This is a genomic window from Tamlana sp. I1, assembly GCF_015355625.1.
Classification (GTDB): Bacteria; Bacteroidota; Bacteroidia; order Flavobacteriales; family Flavobacteriaceae; genus Pseudotamlana.
This window is the reverse complement of record NZ_JACLAF010000014.1, coordinates 57,217-74,699: the sequence shown is the minus strand read 5'-3', so window position 1 is coordinate 74,699 and position 17,483 is coordinate 57,217. Positions and strand designations below refer to the sequence as shown.

The window sequence follows — 17,483 nt, the reverse complement described above, 5'->3', positions numbered from 1 at the left end:
TATTATGGGATTACTTTATGCTTTACTAATTGGAGCACTAGCTGGCTGGTTAGCTGGAAATTTAATGAAAGGTGGCGGATTCGGAATCTTACTAAACATCGTTATTGGTATTATTGGCGGACTAGTAGGTAACTGGTTATTTGCCACACTTGGCATTTCTTTTATCGATGGCTTTATTGGTGATGTTTTAACCGGTGCCATTGGTGCTTGCGTTATATTATTTATCGCCAGCTTATTTAAAAAGTAAACATATTAGAGCTTATTTTTAAAAGTGGCGTCTGCCACTTTTTTTATTGTCCAACTTATCTTTAAATTTGCGCTTTATAAAAAATATATGGCACGCATACTTACAGGCATTCAAAGTACAGGAACACCACATTTAGGAAACATTTTAGGCGCAATTATTCCAGCCATCGACATGGCTAATAATCCTGAAAACGAATCCTTTTTATTTATTGCAAACCTGCATACTTTAACACAAATTAAAGACGCAGAAACCTTAAGAACAAACACTTACTCGGTGGCCGCGACTTGGTTAGCTTTTGGATTAGACATTGAAAAAACTGTGTTTTACAGACAAAGCGATGTGCCACAAACTACAGAGTTGTCTTGGTATTTAAGCTGCTTTTTTCCGTACCAACGTTTAACCTTAGCGCATAGTTTTAAGGATAAAGCCGATAGATTAGAAGATGTTAATGCAGGGCTTTTTACCTATCCTATGCTTATGGCAGCCGATATTTTACTTTATGATGCCAATATTATTCCTGTTGGAAAAGACCAATTGCAACATATTGAAATGACCCGCGATGTAGCCTCTAGATTCCATGCTAAAATGGGAGAGGTTTTTGTATTGCCTGAAGGAAAAGTAGAAGAAAACATCATGCTTATTCCAGGGATTGATGGTGAAAAAATGAGTAAAAGTAGAAACAACACCATTAATATTTTTGAAACCGATAAAAAATTGCGCAAGCAAATTATGGCCATTCAAACCGATAGTACAGCACTTGAAGACCCAAAAGATTGGAAAAGCTGTAACTGTTTTGCCATTTATAAATTATTAGCTGATGAGGCACAGATAGAAACCATGAAAGCCAATTATGAAAACGGCAATTATGGTTATGGTCACGCCAAACAGGCATTATATGAATTAGTTGTTGAAAAATTCGCTACTCAACGCGAGCGTTATAATTACTATATGAATAACCTCAACGAAATTGATGCCGCTTTAACCATTGGTGCCGAAAAAGCAAAATTGGTAGCAAACGAGGTTTTAGGAAGGGTTCGTGAAAAAGTAGGCTTCTAATTCCTGAGAAAACAGGAATCTTATAAATATAAATACCAGATTTAAAACGTTCGACTTCAATAGAATTATTTTCTGTTGATTTTGAACGTTTTTGGTTTTCATAATGTTTAGATGAAAAATAACTCTGTGAACCTTTGTGTAACTAGCGTTTCAATAGTTACACGAACAGATTCTTCCTCATATTTCGTTAGAATGACAACAAACTTTTAAAAACCTAAGTATTGCTAATAAGATTCCTGCCTTCGCAGGAATTAAATCACCTCAAACAGCTTCCCTGGCAAAGGCCTCACAACACCCTTTAACTCCATATTTAATAGAATGCTTGCTACCTTAAAAATTGGCAACTGGCATTCTAAAGCAATAACATCTAATAACTGTTTTTGGTTGTCTTTTAAATAACTATAAATCGATTTTTCCGAAGCATCTAATTCCACAAAAAGTTGTTTTTGTATGGCTGGTTTTTTAGCATCCTCTAATTCCCAGTTTAAAATATAGGGCACATCTGCTGGCGTGGTAAGCATGTGTGCTCTTTGATGTTTTATTAAATTATTACAGCCCAAACTTTGACTATCGGTGGTTCTTCCGGGAACGGCAAAAACATCGCGGTTATAAGAATTCGCAATATCGGCTGTTACTAAACTTCCGCCTTTTTCGGCAGATTCAATAACAATAGTAGCTTCGCTTAAACCGGCAATCACCCGGTTTCGCTTTAAAAAATTATTCCTATCAAAAACAGCATCGCTCCAAAAATCGGAGAAAAAACCACCGTTTTCTTCCATACCTACCATATACTTTTTATGCACTTTAGGGTACACTTGGTTTAATCCATGCGCCAAACAAGCCACCGTTTGCAAGCCGTGTTTCATCGCTGCTTTATGTGCTGTAATATCGGTACCATAGGCAAAACCAGAAACGATAACAGGATTATAAGGCAGAAGCTGTTCAATTAAATCTTCACAAAAAGCCACACCGTTTGTTGTAATTTTTCGAGTGCCAACAATACTAATAATACGCTGCTGCTTTAAATTAATTTTTCCCGACTGAAATAATAAAATGGGGCCATCAATACAATGTTTAAGCTTTTCAGGATACGTTTCAGATTCAAAATAAGATACTTGTATCGCGTTGTTTCTAATAAATGTAAGTTCTTTTTCGGCTTCCTTTAAATGATGTGGTTTATGCAATTCACTCAAAATAACTTGTCCAATCCCATCAATTTTAAGCAGATTGTGCTTTTTTTCATTTAAAACAGCTTCCGCAGAACCGCAGTGGGCAATTAGTTTTTTAGCAGTTACATCGCCTATATTGGGTACATGCTGGAGCGCAAGCGTGTAAAGCAAATCATTTTCTGTCATCCTATCTCATTGATTTTTAAACTAAAATAAATTAATTTTCACACTGTTAATAAATAGTTAAGCCTAAATTTCATATAAAACTATAATTTTATAACTTTGAGTTATGCAATTAGAAACTTACATTAGCGACTTACTCTATAGATATGAGTGTGTTACCATTCCAGAATTTGGTGCATTTTTAACACAATCTGTATCGGCAACCATAAATGCCGACACCAATGCCTTTCATGCGCCTAAAAAAGTATTGTCTTTTAATGAGCAAATTCAGCAAAACGATGGCTTATTAGCACATTATATTGCCGATGTAGAAAAAATCCCTTTCGAAGTTGCAAACAAAAAAATTGCCAAACGTGTTCGAATTATAAAATCGTATTTAACACAAGGCGAAACGCTTACTTTTAAAAACATTGGCGACATTGTTTTTAATAAAGAAGGTAAAATTTTATTTGAACCAACTTACCAACTTAATTATTTAACCGATGCTTTTGGCTTATCACAATTTACAACACCTGCTGTAACTCGTGAAGTTTTAAAACAAGAGGTTGAAAAAATCGAGAAAGTTATTCCTATTGCTGTTACGCCAGAAAAACGCCAGTCTAAACCGTATTTAAAATATGCGGCAGTAGCCTTAATTGCTTTGACTTTAGGCGGATTTGGGGCTTCTAACTTCTATGTGAATCAAATTGAAACACATAATCAATTAGCACAAGAAGAAGCGACAAAACAATTGGATACCAAAATACAACAAGCGACTTTTAGTTTAAATCCGCTTCCTGCAGCAACCATAAATGTGACCAAACAAACTGGAAATTACCACATTATTGCTGGGGCATTTAGAGTTGAAGAAAACTGCGATAAAAAAGTTAACGAACTAAAATCTGAAGGTTTTAGCGCAAGAAAAATTGGCGTAAACAAATACGGTTTACACCAAGTGGTTTATGCGAGTTACGAAGACCGACTAGACGCTTTAAAAGCTTTGCGTAATATTAAAAACACGCATAATTCTGATGCTTGGTTGTTGGTAAAAGCCTTAGATTAAGACTCAAAACCACCATTTTAAACACCCTTTTTATAACACGCAAGCTGATTCTAAAATACAGCTTAGTTTTTTGTACACTTACGTGTGATTTATTTAGTACACATAATAAAATCAGGTAATTAATTCAGAAATACCTGATGTTTTCACACCTACCCACGATCTTCAAAAGTTAAAATTCAAGACCTATTTTTAACTTAAATAAAATATTTTTTACTGAAGTGCACAGTTTTAATTACTTTAGAGCGCATAAAACCATGTATCAAACCGCGTATTTAATATGAAGCGATTTATAGTTCTATTTCTTGTTACACTATACTTACCCGTTAAATCCTTAGCCCAAACTCAAGACTCTATAACTTTTCCTTATGTGTTACCTATTTGGGGAGATAAAGTAGCAGAACGTGGCATGGCAGACCAGCTTCAGCTTCCGTTTGGTTTGAATTTAAATTATGTGAACACCTTCATGGATTTAGAAATCACAGAATTTGGTTTATCCATTGATGGTCATGATCTCACAAATATTGTAAACGTTGAAACCTTAAACTTCAAACAGGTTAGTGCGACAACTAATGGTTTAAATTTTAGAGCCGACGCTTGGATATTACCTTTTCTAAATGTTTACGCGTTGGTATCAACAGTATCAGGAGGAACCAATGTATCGCTCCAACCAACCTGGAAAGATTTGGAAGGTGAAATTATCTTACAGCTCCCAGAATTCTCATCACATGTAAATTTTGATGCATTTTCCTATGGTATTGGAGCTACCACCATTTTTGGATGGCATGGCTATTTTACGAGCATCGATTTTAACTATTCTAGAACTAGCACCGAGTTACTAGATAATCAAATTGGCTACGCGACACTCTCAGGAAGATTTGGACATAATTTTAAGCTCTCAAAAAAGAATAAAGACTTTACTATTGCCCCGTATCTTGGTGTGATGTACAGAGATTTTGTTGGCGCCCGAGGAAGTACAGGAAATATTAAATTCAACGAAGTTTTCCCCGATATAGACACCAAATTTAATGAAACTGTAGATAGTAAAATTGCAAGCAATCAAGACATTATAGACAACCCAAACACCTCAGCTTCAGAAAGAATAAAATTACAAGCTCAAAATCAAGCCTTGCAAACCATTGAAGATAAGGTTAATGATAGCGGTGTGTTTACAACAGAAATAGATTATAACATCAAAAAAGACCTTGTTCAAACCGTTACCTTTCAAATGGGGTTTAATCTACAAATTAATAAAAATTGGATGTTTAGAGGGGAATATAGCCTTTCGGATGCCCAGCGTTTTATATTAACAGGACTTCAGTACCGATTTGGTATTAAAAAGAAAGGCTACTAGAATTTTCGTAAAATGATGCATTTTTATCAATTTTAAAGCCTTCAGAAATAAACCACATCTACGCACTTTTTTTAAGATTAAAACCAGCAATAATGACATAAACGGAAGTTAATTGCTGTAACAAATTCTTGTAAATGTTACTTTTTATGAAAAAAATTAACAGGTATTACAAGGTAGATTACAAACAAATAACGGGTAACAATTCATAGTTGGTAAAAATCCCATCGAAATACTGTAAACCCAAAAAAATCGCATAAATCGCAGTACCTTTGCACTTTAAAAACACGGAGATGACAACAAAAACACCTCAACAATCTAGAACAATAATGACCGACTTGGTGCTACCAAGTGAAACCAATCCTTTAAACAATCTGTTTGGAGGCGAATTGTTAGCTAGAATGGATCGTGCTGCTAGTATTGCCGCTAGAAGACATTCTAGACGCATTGTAGTAACGGCTTCTGTAAACCACGTCGCGTTTAATAGAGCCGTTCCTTTAGGTAGTGTGGTTACTGTTGAAGCTAAAGTGTCGCGTGCTTTTAAAACCTCTATGGAAGTGTTTATTGATGTTTGGATTGAAGACCGCGAATCTGGCGAGCGCACCAAAGCCAACGAAGCCATTTACACGTTTGTGGCTGTTGATGAAACAGGCAGACCCATTGCTGTTCCGCAAGTGGAACCGGAATCCGATTTAGAAAAAGAACGTTTTGCAGCTGCTTTACGCCGAAAACAACTGAGTTTACTTCTAGCCGGAAAAATGAAACCTCAAGACGCCACCGAGTTAAAGGCTTTATTTGAGTAAAAGGTTTTCAAAAATAGTTTCTAGCGTGAAAGATACGCGTCTGGATGCTCTAGCCTAACTAAGTTTGGCATTTTTTCAAAGAGACTTTTGGCACTTTCTACAGGTATTTTTGTGTCGTATAAACTGAGTTCTTCAAGATTTTTAAGCAGACTTATACTTTCTGGAAACGCCGTAATAGGACAACCCGATAAAACAAATTGTTTTAAATGACTTAGGTTTTTAATGTCTTCTGGAATTGCTGTAATCGCATCCGAACTTATGGCTAAATACTCCAAATTTGTTAATGAACAAATGCTTTTTGGAAACGCACTCAATTGTGTTTGAGAGACATTTAAGGAAGTCAGCTTTGCTAACCCTGAAACATCTTCTAAAAAGGTTTTTATAGGGTTTCTAAATAAATCCAAGACCTTCAAATTTGCTAAGGCACCCAAAGAGTCTGGAAAACTTGTTAACTGTCCATCATCTACTTTTAGTTGTTCCAAGTTTTTTAAATCACCAAGGGTATCAGGTAATTTTTTAATAGGATTGCCACCTAAACTCAATGTTTTTAATTGGGTTAAAGAGCCAATTTCCTCAGGCAAACTTTCTAATTGATTGCCTCCTAATTCCAACGTTTTTAATTGAGACAATGCACCTATCCAATCAGGAATAGAAGTTAATTTATTAGCTTGAAGCGAAAGAATTTCTAAATTTAAACAGTCTTTAATTACTGGATTAAGTTCTTTTAAACGTTTAGAATCAAGATTTAATTCTACAAAATCGAGGGGTGCTTTTGTAATTTCTCTAATGGAACTGCTGGATTTTGGCATGAGTTAAGGGTGTTGGTTTTTATAAAAATTTGTAAAAAAATCTATAGATTTTTTATTTTCCAAAAATATTTTAGCTCTACTTGGTCACTTTATTCGATGTTTTAAAAGGCTCACCAATTTCTGGTTTTTTAATGCTAAAATTGATAGGTAAACTAAAAGGTACAGTAACAGGTTTTCCGTTTAAATAACCTGGCTTGTATAAGTTTGGAATACTGTTTAAAATCTCTTCGGCTTCGTTTGCTAAAAAGGGATTTGGAGCTCTAACCCTTACATCTACAATCTTGCCTTTAGTATCTACTTTAAAAATACAATATATCTTTATATTTCCTGTGAGCTTAGTTTCCTGGGCTAAACTTGTATCAAACCGTTTTTCAACAATTTTACTTATTTTGACAGACATGCATTTTCGTAATTCCGCTGGGTTTTTTGATTTTGCACATTTTTCACTAAAAATGGGACTAATAAGTACCATGGGGTTTTCATTACATTCAATACTATTTTTAGTATAGCCTTTTGTTATCACATTAAACCTAAATAATTCTAAAACACTAGTTGACTTAATGTTTAATTTTTCAGCGGGAAATTTTTTAAAAATTTTAATTAATTTATCATTAAAATTCTGGTCTTTAGAGTTTGCTTTAAAATGCACCAATTTGCCCTTTTTATCAACGCTAAAAGAAATGCTTACATCCTTATTATTCTTATAAAAAACAACACTTTTAAGGTCTTTCTCAGTTAAAAACTTTTTAAAATGAAGTGCTAAATCACTATTAGGGCTATAAATGGAATCATTTGAGCTTTCAATCTCTTTTTCATATTCATCAGATACACCTTCTATTTGCAAAACAACTTTTCCGTTATAGGTCATATTCGTTGGAAGTCCATTTCGTGTAGGCGGATATTTCACTCTAGGCATTAATGCTAAAACCCGATTTAATTCGGCTGCTAAACCTTCTGTAGGCGCTTTCGATTTTATATTTTTAATATCCCCTGCTTTATCTACTAAAAATTTGGGTTGCAGTTTCAAAGTTCCAATCACTTTTGCATCCATAATTTCCTTTGGAGAAATATACTTAACAACATACCTTTCAAGCTGTTTATCATTACAACGTTTCATTCGGCTGTAGGTAGGTATAGATTCACAACCTTCAAAAACAGGATATCTATCATAAACAACTTTACTGCTACAATTAATTATGGCATGATCGCCTTCTTTTGAAATAATCTGTAATACATAAATATTCAAACTATTTTTTTCAGGAATATGAAGATTCGAAATGTTATATTTCATAAATGCCTTTTTAATGCCTTCATTCAGTTCTGAATAAGGAGAATTCACTTCTACTTCTCTAACTGCATTATTAAAATCAAATTTAAAGGTTAAAAATATGCGTTTTTTATAGGCATCATTTGCTGGAAACTTTACAGCTTCAAGCAATTTTGTGTTGATATGATTTCTAAAATATTCCGATAGACTATTGTTTTTATTTGGCTTAGCGTAATAATCGAATTCTTCATATTTATTTCTGAAAAATTTTTCTTGCGTAGATTGTGCATAGACATTAAAACTGATAAGACAAAAGAGGAGTAAGTGTTTCATTTAATGGTTTAGTTCTTAAAATAATTACATCAGTAAACGTATGTTAATTTACTGATTATTTTTAAAGCGTTAATTATACTTTCATGATTTCAACTCAAATCACATCGAACCCGCGTCTTTATGTTGTTTTAATAACTTTGGTAAATTCACCATAAACTCAAATAAGGCTCTAACACCACCTATTAATAAGGTTCTTAAAGCAATGTTTAGTGGTGGTTTTACAACGGGATAATAGGCTTTGGGTTCTATTTTATTAATGTTATTTAAAACTTTTTTTAAGGCTTCAATATTCGTCCAATTGGCTCTAAATTTTACAATACCATCGGTACCAATTACGTAAGTCATATTGGGCATGCCCCCGTAAAGTAAATGGGCGTGACCATCTAATGAGTCCACTAAAATAGCTCTAGTTTCTGGATATAATTCACAGGTTGATTTTGCATGAATTAATTTCTCTGCCATAGTCTTAATAGGCTTGGTTTTAGCTCCAGGATGAGCTTCGCGAACATAAAGCAATAAAAAATGAAAATTGGGATATGCGGCTTTTAAGGCATTCATGTCCTTCTGGGTGTTTGCATACATGGGGCAGGTTATGCTGCCTGTATCCAATACAATAGGTTTGTTTAAGTAATCGGATAAGGCGACCTGTTTTCCTTCTAAGGTTGTGGCTTTAAAATCGATGTATTTTTCGCCAGCTTTTGGCCCTTTAAAGTTTTTAAAATCGTAATCTGAAGGTTTAAAACTGTGGTAGTTGTAGTTGGACATAACCTTAATTTTTCTATAAAAATGGTCTATTAACTAAATCTCAAACATCGAATCCCCACATTCAAAGTATACTATCCCTGCAAGTTCAAAAACCAACTAAAAACCAAATCACATCTTATAAATCCAACTTGCAGGATTTTCGGTTTCTCTGCCTTTCGATAAGATAAAACTTAAAATAGTTTCGCCGTTGCTTGAATTAGTAGCAATTTCACCAATCTCTTGTTTGGTGGTTACTTTATCGCCCTTTTTTACATAAACGGTCGATAAGTTTTTATAAATGGTTAAGTAGTTACCATGACGAATCATAACGATAGGATTCACGTGTTTCATTCTTAATATTTCGCTCACTTCCCCTTCAAAAACCGCTCTTGCTTTGGCTCCTTTTGCCGTTGCAATACGCACTCCATTACTTTTAATGGTTAACGAATTATCGATAGGATGACGCTGCGTACCATAGCCCAAACGCACCACGCCGCGCTCTACAGGCCAAGGTAATTTCCCTTTATTAGCAATAAAATTGGAGGCCAACACCTTTTCTTCTGCCGTCAAAGCAAAGCTTTCTGAACTCGATTTTTTACCAGCCTTTTCATTCGATTTAGCAATAGCAGCTTTAATAAGGCGGTCTATTTCCTTATCTATTTTATCGGCTTCACGCTGTTTTTGCTGAATTTGAGCGGCATACATCGATAAATTCTTTTTAATAGATTCCATTAAAGCTTGATGGTCTTTACGCTCTTTTTCTAAGGATAATTGAATGATTTTATTTTCGGAAATAAGCTTCTTCTTCAATTCCTGTTGCTCTAATAATTGCGTGTTTGTAGCTTGTAATTCTGCTGTTTTTGCTTTAATTAATTCGCCTTGTTTTCTTTGATGGTTAGAATATTGTTTGATGTATTGAATACGCTTATAGGCTTGTTTAAAATCTTCAGAAGACAACAAAAACATAATACGGCTTTGCTGATTTCTACTTTTATACGATTTCACAATCATCGCTGCATAATCTTCTTTAAGTTGTTTTAATTCGGTTCGCAAATCGGAAATAATTTTCTGATTCGAATTAATTTCACGCGACAATAAATTAGCTTGCTGATTGGTAACTTTGATTAAGTTAGACAGCACGTTAATTTTATAATTGAAATCTTCAATTAAGCTCAATTCCGATTGTACTTTGGACTTGTGCTCAACACGAAGTTCGTTTATTTTCTGAATTTCACGACGCAGCTCTTGGCGACGCGATTCAAGCTGTTTTTGCTTGTTGCTTTGCGCAAAACTTATGCTGCAACAAAGAAGTGCCAAACTTAAAAAAAAGGCTTTATATGAGGGATTTGATAGCTTCATTTAAAGTTCAATTTTTTTAAATCCTGATGGAATTTTAAACGGAAACCTAAAATCTTCATTTAAAGACACACTTTTAAATTCTAAGTCGATAAGGGTTTCCTCATTGGCTTCTACAGCAATCACTTTAACACGTTCTGGAATAAGCTGATTTTCGAGGGTTTGATACGATAAATAATCCACTTGTAAATGTCTGAATTCTGAAGGCTGTGAAATTTGCTGCGAGGTTACTTTGAAGTTTTTCGGACTTAACAAAAAGAAGATTTCAAAAAGGGCGCGCTGCGTTTTCGGACTTACAACATAGGAACCATCTGAAACTTCCGAGGTGTAATCAGTACTTTTTAAAGGATATAAAGATTCGCCAAAAAGAATGTTTTGCACTTTTTGAAAATCGAGTTGGGTACCCAATAAATCGCTTAAATATTGATAATCGCCATCAAAATAAGTATTGTCTAACTTATTGTAAAAACTCACTTTTTCGGGCGTAATTAAGGCTCTAATTACTGAAAAAGGAGCATTTATCCATAACACTTCATCTTTTTTAGCGCGAAAACTAACCGAATAGGTTTGCGATTTTCCGTTTTGAGTATAGGTTATTTTAAGTTTTGATTGCAGCGTTTTAAAGTCGGCCACACGTTTTTCGTTCTCCTTTATTAATTGCTTTGTGGATAATTTATAGTTTGCTTCGCCCGATTTAATTGATTTGGAAGATTTACAATTAAACAGACATAAAAAAACTAAACTAAAACTAAAAAATAAGTGTTTACGCATTAATTTGAAGATTGTATTTGTTTGGCTTTATCACTAAACGTTTTGGCTTTTGTTGTATTGTTTAACAAGGTATAGGCTTTACTTATTTGAACATAAAAATCGGCTTCCATTTGGCTGTCTTCAACCAGAAAATCCAATCCCATTTCTAAAGATTCCAAGGCTTGTTTTGGCTCATTTAAAGCATTTAACGATACGCCATGAATAAGATAAAACAAAGGTTGCGAAGGATATTTTTCTAGAGCTTCGGCACTTTTTTCTTTTGCCAATTCAAACTTTTGCAAATCTACATAAAGCAACATCACGTTGCGCATCATATTAAAATTATTAGGCTCTAGTCGCAAAGCGGTTTCAAAATAAGCAAGTGCTTTTTCCTTATCGTTTTTAGACAAATAATACTGTCCCAACTCCATAACGGTTTTGCTATTATTGGCATCGCTAACTAGTGCTGTCGCCTCTACCAAATCGGCTTCATATTCGGGATGCTCACCTACAAAACTTATAAAATCGGTAAGTACTTTTAGTTTCGCTTCGGGTTTTATTTCGTTGCTAGAAACTACAATTTTCATAGATTTTATAGCGTTTTCAGCATCATTGGCATCCAAATAAAACTTGTACAAAGCCAAATGTACTAACTGCGAATTCGGATTGGCCTTAAGCAATTCTTTAGCGGTTTCAAAAGCCTTTTCCTTTTCGTTATTTTCGCTGTATCTATAAATTAAAGCCAAATAATTCGATTCCTTTTCGGGGTTATTTTCAACACGTTCCTCAAGGTTTTTTATCTGGTCCTTTTTACGCCCGGTAGCTTCGTAAATACGATTTCGCATAATATCACGACTCATGGTCGTGCCAAATTCGGCATCTAAAGCATCTAAAATCTCTAAAGCCTCGTCGTATTTTTCGGTGCGCACATATAATGCAGCTAAATCTTCTTTGTAATCCGGATGGTATTTTACCAACTGCTTTACGGTTTTAATCGCCTTGGCATGTTCGTTTTGTGAGGCGTAAAACCCATATAATTCATCTAAAAACCATTCGTTTTCAGGGTCTTTATCAACAGCCTTTTCAAAAGCATCTTCAGCAGCACCAAAATTTTTAAGCTGGTTGTAGCATTTTCCCAATTCGAAATAAAGCACAGGCACCGATTTGTCTATTTTAATACATTTTAGAAATGTTTCAGCAGCTCTATCGTAGTTTTCAATACCTTTTTGTTTTAAAGCTTCATAAAAAAGTTCTTGAAATTCATCTTCATTATTGCCTAAATCATCATCTGGCTTTTTATTAAAATCAACCTGAGCATAGTTTACCTGCGGAAACAATAGCATTCCGAAAAGCAAACAAAGGATGTAGATTTTATTTTTCATTTTTTATGATGCTTCAATAATTAAAACAAAACTAATCAGTTTCAATGTAACTTTAAGCTATATTTTAAACATGTATTTTATCCGTTAGTAAATCTTCTATAACTTCTAGTTTGTTACTAATTTCAATCTTCTCACAAGCTAATCGCATGGCGTCTCTGTACCTATTCGCTTCAATTGGTAATTTACCGCCTGAGTTTTCAAATACTGTTTTACTAGGCCATTGGGCATAAGCGATATAATGATTTGGTTTCTCCTTATGTAGCCTAGACCCTAGACTGCCTTCATATTTATAGATTAAATCGGTAAGACCTTTCCAATATTTAATGAAATCCTGATCTAGATTTTGTTTGACTATAAACCTATAAATAACAATGTACATATGGCGTTAATGAAAATTTATATTAAAATGATGCTTCGACATGCTCAGCAAGACTTTTAGGATAAATTGATATTCGCAACTCAGCTCTATGAGATTCCTGCCTTCGCAGGAATTAGTCTAAAACAGAATAATCACCGATACTAATGCTCCTAAATTCCCCGTTATATTTTACATGATTTCCAACCATAGCCTCCTCTAGAGTAGCATTTTTAATACTTGTATGCGTTTGAATTAAACTGTTTTTAACGGTTGAATTCTCTATAACACTATCGTTTCCAATCGATACAAACGGACCAACAGTAGCGTTTTTAATCACAACATTTTCGCCTATAAAACAAGGTTCGATAATAGTAGCGTTTTCTAAAGTAACCGAATCTGCAATAAGTTGCTCTTCACCATCATTTTGTAAAAAGCCTAACATGCGTTGGTTGGTTTCAATAGTAATGGCTTTGTTTCCGCAGTCCATCCATTCATCAACCGTTCCTGTTTTAAAAACTTTCCCTTCAGCCATCATACGTTTAATACCATCGTTAATCTGGTATTCGCCTCCGTTCATAACGTTTTCATCAAGGATTTCTTGTAATTTTCCTTTTAAAACCGCTACGTCTTTAAAATAATAAATGCCAATAACGGCTTGATCGCTAACAAAGGTTTCTGGTTTTTCAACCAATTCTACAATCTCTTGGTTTGCGTTTAATTTCACAACACCATAAGCTTCTGGATTATCCACTTGCTTGGTCCAAATCACACTATCGGCACTAGGATCTAAATCAAATTGCGCACGAATTAAGGTATCGGCATAAGCAATAACGGCTGGCCCAGAAAGCGATGGTTTAGCACACATAATAGCGTGGCCTGTTCCTAAAGGTTTGTCCTGACGGTAAATGGAAGCTTTGGCTCCTAAACTTTTAGCTAAATCTTCTAAACTAGACACCACATCGTCGCCAAACCAAGCGGGATCCCCTAAAACAAAGGCGATTTCGTCTATGGGTTGTTTTAAAACTTTAGCGATATCTTTTACCAACCGGTGCACAATAGGTTGTCCAGCAACTGGAATTAATGGTTTTGGTACGGTTAAACTGTGTGGTCTTAAACGGGAACCGCGTCCCGCCATTGGTACTATTATTTTCATACTGCCCCTCTTAATCTCCCCAAAGGGGAGAATCTATTATGTTTAAATTATTTTTATTTTTTTATCCCCTTCTGAGTTTTCCCCTTTGGGGAATTAAAGGGGCTATTATCACTTCACTCCAGTACTTCCAAAGCCGCCTTCGCCTCTATCGGTTTCAGTAAGCTCTTCAACAAGCTCCCATTCGGCGCGTTCATGTTTTGCAATCACTATTTGTGCGATACGCTCGCCGTTTTGAATGGTAAAATCTTCGTTGGAAAGGTTGACTAAAATCACGCCTATTTCTCCTCTGTAATCGGCATCAATCGTTCCAGGAGCATTTAAAACCGTTACGCCTTTTTTGGCAGCCAAACCGCTTCTAGGGCGTACTTGTGCCTCGTAACCAACTGGCAATTCTATAAACAATCCTGTGCCTACAATACTACGTTCTAAAGGTTTTAAAACTCTTGATTCTGATAAATTTGCTCTTAAATCCATACCTGCAGAAGCCAAAGTTTCATAATTAGGCAACTCGTGTGTGGATTTGTTTATGATTTTAATTTTCATGATTTTCTGCTTAATAGTTGTTTAATCACTTTTTGTTCGGAGAAATAAACGATTCCCAAAAATACAATTAACATCGAAATTCCGATAACATAATTCCCCCTAAATTGATAAAAAGAAAGCAAGGAAAGACTTATTGAAGCCCCCATATAAAGGCTAATTTTTTTCAAATTGTATGGAATGGGATAATATTTTCTTCCGAAATAATACGATAAAAACATCATGGATGCATACGCTGCTAAAGTAGCGATAGCCGACCCGCGATACCCAATAATAGGGATGAGCCAAAAATTTAAACCTAAGGTCACTAAAGCCCCAAAAATTGAAATATAAGCGCCAAATTTAGTGCGGTCGGTGATTTTATACCACACGGAAAGGTTGTGGTAAATGCCCAAACAAAAATTGGCGATAAGAATGATAGGAACAATCCACATGGCTTCCCAGTAGCCTTGTCCTCTAACGATTATAATTTTTAAAACATCGACAAACACAATAGCGCCAAGCAAAATTACAGAACCAAAAACGACAAAAAACTCTAAAATAGTCGCGTAATTTTTTTGAGGGTTTTTTGTTTTTGCATTGCTGAAGAAAAAAGGTTCAACTCCCAAACGGTAGGCCGTTGCAAAAAGTGTCATAAACAAGGCCAACTTATAACATGCCGAATATAAACCAATTTGTGTTTTTGCAACATCGGCCGGCAAAAGATGGTCTAAAAGAATTCTATCGAAAGTTTCGTTAACAGAAAAAGCAACGCCCGCAATTAATACAGGAATGGCATACTTCATCATGTTTTTCCATAAACTAAAATCGAAAGTATAGGTAACGCGAATATAAAATGGAAGCATTAATAAAAGAGTTACTCCACTCGCCACCAGGTTTGCGATTAAAATATAACTCACTTCGAAATTTTGAATATACAAACTTTCAAAAACAACGCCTTTAGTCACTAAATTCTTCAAGGCTAATAAAAAGAATAAATTCAATCCGATATTAATAATCACATTAAAAATCTTAATAGCGGCGTAACGCATGGGCTGTTGGTTAGCGCGTAACCAGGCAAATGGAATAATCACTAGGGCATCCAAAAGTAAAATCCAAAACACCAATTGAAGGTATTTTACTTTAATTTCAATAAGTTGGGCGATTTGATTTTGAAAGAGTATGGCTAGCGTAAAAAAGCTTAAAGAAGATATTATTAATGAAATGGTAACCGTACCTGTTACCTTTTTAGTATCGTCCTCTTTATTGAAGTACCTAAAAAACGCAGTTTCCATACCGTAGGCTAGAACCACATTAAAAAGCACAAAATATGAGAAAATCACAGAAATCTCACCGTATTCTGCCACCGAGGAAAGAATCCCTTTAGTGGTATAAAGCGGGACTAATAAAAAGCTTAACATTCGTGGTAAAACCGTGGCTAAACCATAGATGAATGTCTGTTTGAATAAATTTTTAAGTGCGCCCAAGAATGTCTTGTTAATTGTGTTAAAAGTACGGTATTACAAAACGTTAAGCAAAGAATTGTTACAGTTGTATAAATTTCTATGAAAATGAAAAAGCCCCACTAAAAAGTGAGGCTTTGTATGTTTGAGTACTGAAACTAAATTCAGTAGAAAAATTCTAATTGTTCAACGCTTCGGCACCACCAACAATCTCAAGGATCTCGTTAGTAATGGCAGCTTGACGTGCTTTGTTATAGGTCAATTTAAGTTGATCTCTTAACTCTTTAGCGTTGTCAGTTGCTTTGTGCATGGCTGTCATACGCGCACCGTGCTCACTAGCAAACGAATCTCTAATCCCTTTATATAACTGAGTTTTTAAAGACTTAGGGATTAATTGCTCAATGATTTCCTCTTGAGAAGGTTCAAAAATATAAAAAGTATCGCTTGCTTGACCACCTTCAACAGGAACGATTGGTAAAAATTGCTCGGTTGTTACAAATTGAGTAGCTGCGTTTTTAAATTGATTGTAAACAATCTCAATTCTATCAAACTCACCATCAATAAACTTTTGCATTAAAACCTCGGCGATTTCAGAAACATTTTCAAAGGTTAAATCGTCAAATAAATCACTTTTATTAGCAATAACTTTATTGGTTTTTTTGAAAGCATCGTTTGCTTTTTTACCAATTGTTAAATAAGAAACATCTTTATTCGCATACTTCTCTGAAGTTAAACGCGTAACCTCTTTGATAATATTAGAGTTGAAAGCACCTGCTAATCCTCTGTTAGAAGTAATTGGCACAATAAGCACTTTCTTTAGCTCACGAACTTCAGCATATTTACTTTTAGAATCACCTTCTAAAGTAGCGCTTAAGTTTTGTAAAAGTTCAGTAAGTTTATCTGAATAAGGACGCATGCCCGTAATAGCATCTTGGGCTTTCTTTAACTTTGCAGCCGATACCATTTTCATGGCACTGGTTATCTGCATGGTTGAAGATACCGATGATATTCTGTTACGTATTTCTTTTAAATTTGCCATAAAACAAGTTATGAGTTATGAGTGAAGAGTTATGAGTTGTTTGTAATTCAACATTTACATATCATAATTCAACAATCATCTAAATTCATGTTCTTTTTATACTGAGTTATGAGTTTTTGATTATTGCTACCAAAATTCTAATTAACTCCTCGCATTTATTTTTCATATCATTTGGTATTTCTCTGCCAGTTGCTTCAAGAATTTCTAACCAATACATGGTTTCATCAGCTTCTTTTAATGCAATACCAAACTTATTTTTAAAATCCTTTGTACTAACTCCTCGTTGTGCTTCTCTTGTATTGGCTCCAATACTTGTTCCGCTTTTCAACAATTGAGAGGCTAACTCAAAATCATTTTGCGACTTTAATTTGTCACAGTATTTTACTATTTCACAGGCAAACACGAAACTCTTAATTCTTATTGGACTTTCGTTTAAACCCATGATTCAAGTTAAAAAGTATT

General features: G+C 34.7%; 18 protein-coding genes. 5 read left to right on the top strand and 13 right to left on the bottom strand.

What is annotated here, in order from left to right; translation table 11 throughout:
• Positions 1 to 4: 4 nt before the first annotated feature.
• Both H6X70_RS13615 and trpS read left to right on the top strand, forming a co-directional pair.
• Positions 5 to 247 (top strand): GlsB/YeaQ/YmgE family stress response membrane protein, encoded by a 243-nt coding sequence (locus H6X70_RS13615; RefSeq protein ID WP_194768238.1) that lies wholly within the window; start codon positions 5 to 7, stop codon positions 245 to 247.
• 87 nt (positions 248 to 334) lie between these two features.
• Entirely contained in the window at positions 335 to 1,303 is a 969-nt protein-coding gene (gene trpS / locus H6X70_RS13610) for a tryptophan--tRNA ligase (RefSeq protein ID WP_194768237.1), read from the top strand.
• 251 nt (positions 1,304 to 1,554) lie between these two features.
• On the opposite strand, the gene dprA is transcribed toward trpS, so the two are convergent.
• Positions 1,555 to 2,658, bottom strand: coding sequence for a DNA-processing protein DprA (gene dprA, locus H6X70_RS13605; RefSeq protein ID WP_194768236.1), 1,104 nt, complete (start codon positions 2,656 to 2,658; stop codon positions 1,555 to 1,557).
• A gap of 103 nt (positions 2,659 to 2,761) precedes the next feature.
• Here dprA and H6X70_RS13600 point away from each other — a divergent pair, with 103 nt between their 5' ends.
• From H6X70_RS13600 to H6X70_RS13590, 3 genes are all read left to right on the top strand, one after another.
• Positions 2,762 to 3,697, top strand: a complete 936-nt coding sequence (locus H6X70_RS13600) for an SPOR domain-containing protein (RefSeq protein ID WP_194768235.1) — start codon at positions 2,762 to 2,764, stop codon at positions 3,695 to 3,697.
• Between the two features lie 277 nt (positions 3,698 to 3,974).
• Positions 3,975 to 5,048, top strand: a complete 1,074-nt coding sequence (locus tag H6X70_RS13595) for a hypothetical protein (protein WP_194768234.1) — start codon at positions 3,975 to 3,977, stop codon at positions 5,046 to 5,048.
• A 290-nt stretch (positions 5,049 to 5,338) separates the two neighbouring features.
• Positions 5,339 to 5,848, top strand: coding sequence for an acyl-CoA thioesterase (locus H6X70_RS13590; RefSeq protein ID WP_194768233.1), 510 nt, complete (start codon positions 5,339 to 5,341; stop codon positions 5,846 to 5,848).
• 20 nt (positions 5,849 to 5,868) lie between these two features.
• On the opposite strand, the gene H6X70_RS13585 is transcribed toward H6X70_RS13590, so the two are convergent.
• The 12 genes from H6X70_RS13585 to H6X70_RS13530 form a co-directional block, all read right to left on the bottom strand.
• Positions 5,869 to 6,657 carry a leucine-rich repeat domain-containing protein gene (locus tag H6X70_RS13585; protein ID WP_194768232.1) on the bottom strand — a complete coding sequence of 263 codons (789 nt, stop codon included), beginning with the start codon at positions 6,655 to 6,657 and terminating at the stop codon, positions 5,869 to 5,871.
• Between the two features lie 76 nt (positions 6,658 to 6,733).
• Positions 6,734 to 8,257, bottom strand: coding sequence for an energy transducer TonB (locus H6X70_RS13580; RefSeq protein WP_194768231.1), 1,524 nt, complete (start codon positions 8,255 to 8,257; stop codon positions 6,734 to 6,736).
• Between the two features lie 99 nt (positions 8,258 to 8,356).
• Complete coding sequence (locus H6X70_RS13575) at positions 8,357 to 9,022, bottom strand: peroxiredoxin family protein (protein ID WP_194768230.1); 666 nt, start codon at positions 9,020 to 9,022, stop codon at positions 8,357 to 8,359.
• Positions 9,023 to 9,130: 108 nt separating this feature from the next.
• Positions 9,131 to 10,360, bottom strand: coding sequence for a murein hydrolase activator EnvC family protein (locus H6X70_RS13570; protein WP_194768229.1), 1,230 nt, complete (start codon positions 10,358 to 10,360; stop codon positions 9,131 to 9,133).
• The gene (locus tag H6X70_RS13565; RefSeq protein ID WP_194768228.1) at positions 10,361 to 11,128 is read right to left on the bottom strand and encodes a DUF4292 domain-containing protein; all 768 of its coding nucleotides are present in this window, start codon (positions 11,126 to 11,128) and stop codon (positions 10,361 to 10,363) included.
• Complete coding sequence (locus H6X70_RS13560; protein ID WP_194768227.1) at positions 11,128 to 12,489, bottom strand: tetratricopeptide repeat protein; 1,362 nt, start codon at positions 12,487 to 12,489, stop codon at positions 11,128 to 11,130. The genes H6X70_RS13565 and H6X70_RS13560 overlap by 1 nt, the downstream gene beginning before the upstream one ends.
• Positions 12,490 to 12,553: 64 nt before the next feature.
• Complete coding sequence (locus tag H6X70_RS13555; protein WP_194768226.1) at positions 12,554 to 12,868, bottom strand: antibiotic biosynthesis monooxygenase family protein; 315 nt, start codon at positions 12,866 to 12,868, stop codon at positions 12,554 to 12,556.
• Between the two features lie 112 nt (positions 12,869 to 12,980).
• The gene (locus tag H6X70_RS13550; protein WP_194768225.1) at positions 12,981 to 14,000 is read right to left on the bottom strand and encodes a sugar phosphate nucleotidyltransferase; all 1,020 of its coding nucleotides are present in this window, start codon (positions 13,998 to 14,000) and stop codon (positions 12,981 to 12,983) included.
• A 108-nt stretch (positions 14,001 to 14,108) separates the two neighbouring features.
• Positions 14,109 to 14,543, bottom strand: a complete 435-nt coding sequence (gene dut, locus H6X70_RS13545; RefSeq protein ID WP_194768224.1) for a dUTP diphosphatase — start codon at positions 14,541 to 14,543, stop codon at positions 14,109 to 14,111.
• Entirely contained in the window at positions 14,540 to 16,006 is a 1,467-nt protein-coding gene (locus H6X70_RS13540) for a polysaccharide biosynthesis C-terminal domain-containing protein (RefSeq protein ID WP_194768223.1), read from the bottom strand. Before H6X70_RS13540 ends, dut begins: the two co-directional genes overlap by 4 nt.
• Before the next feature lie 154 nt (positions 16,007 to 16,160).
• Complete coding sequence (atpG, locus tag H6X70_RS13535; RefSeq protein WP_194768222.1) at positions 16,161 to 17,021, bottom strand: ATP synthase F1 subunit gamma; 861 nt, start codon at positions 17,019 to 17,021, stop codon at positions 16,161 to 16,163.
• Positions 17,022 to 17,127: 106 nt separating this feature from the next.
• Entirely contained in the window at positions 17,128 to 17,463 is a 336-nt protein-coding gene (locus tag H6X70_RS13530) for a four helix bundle protein (protein WP_194768221.1), read from the bottom strand.
• Positions 17,464 to 17,483 lie beyond the last annotated feature (20 nt).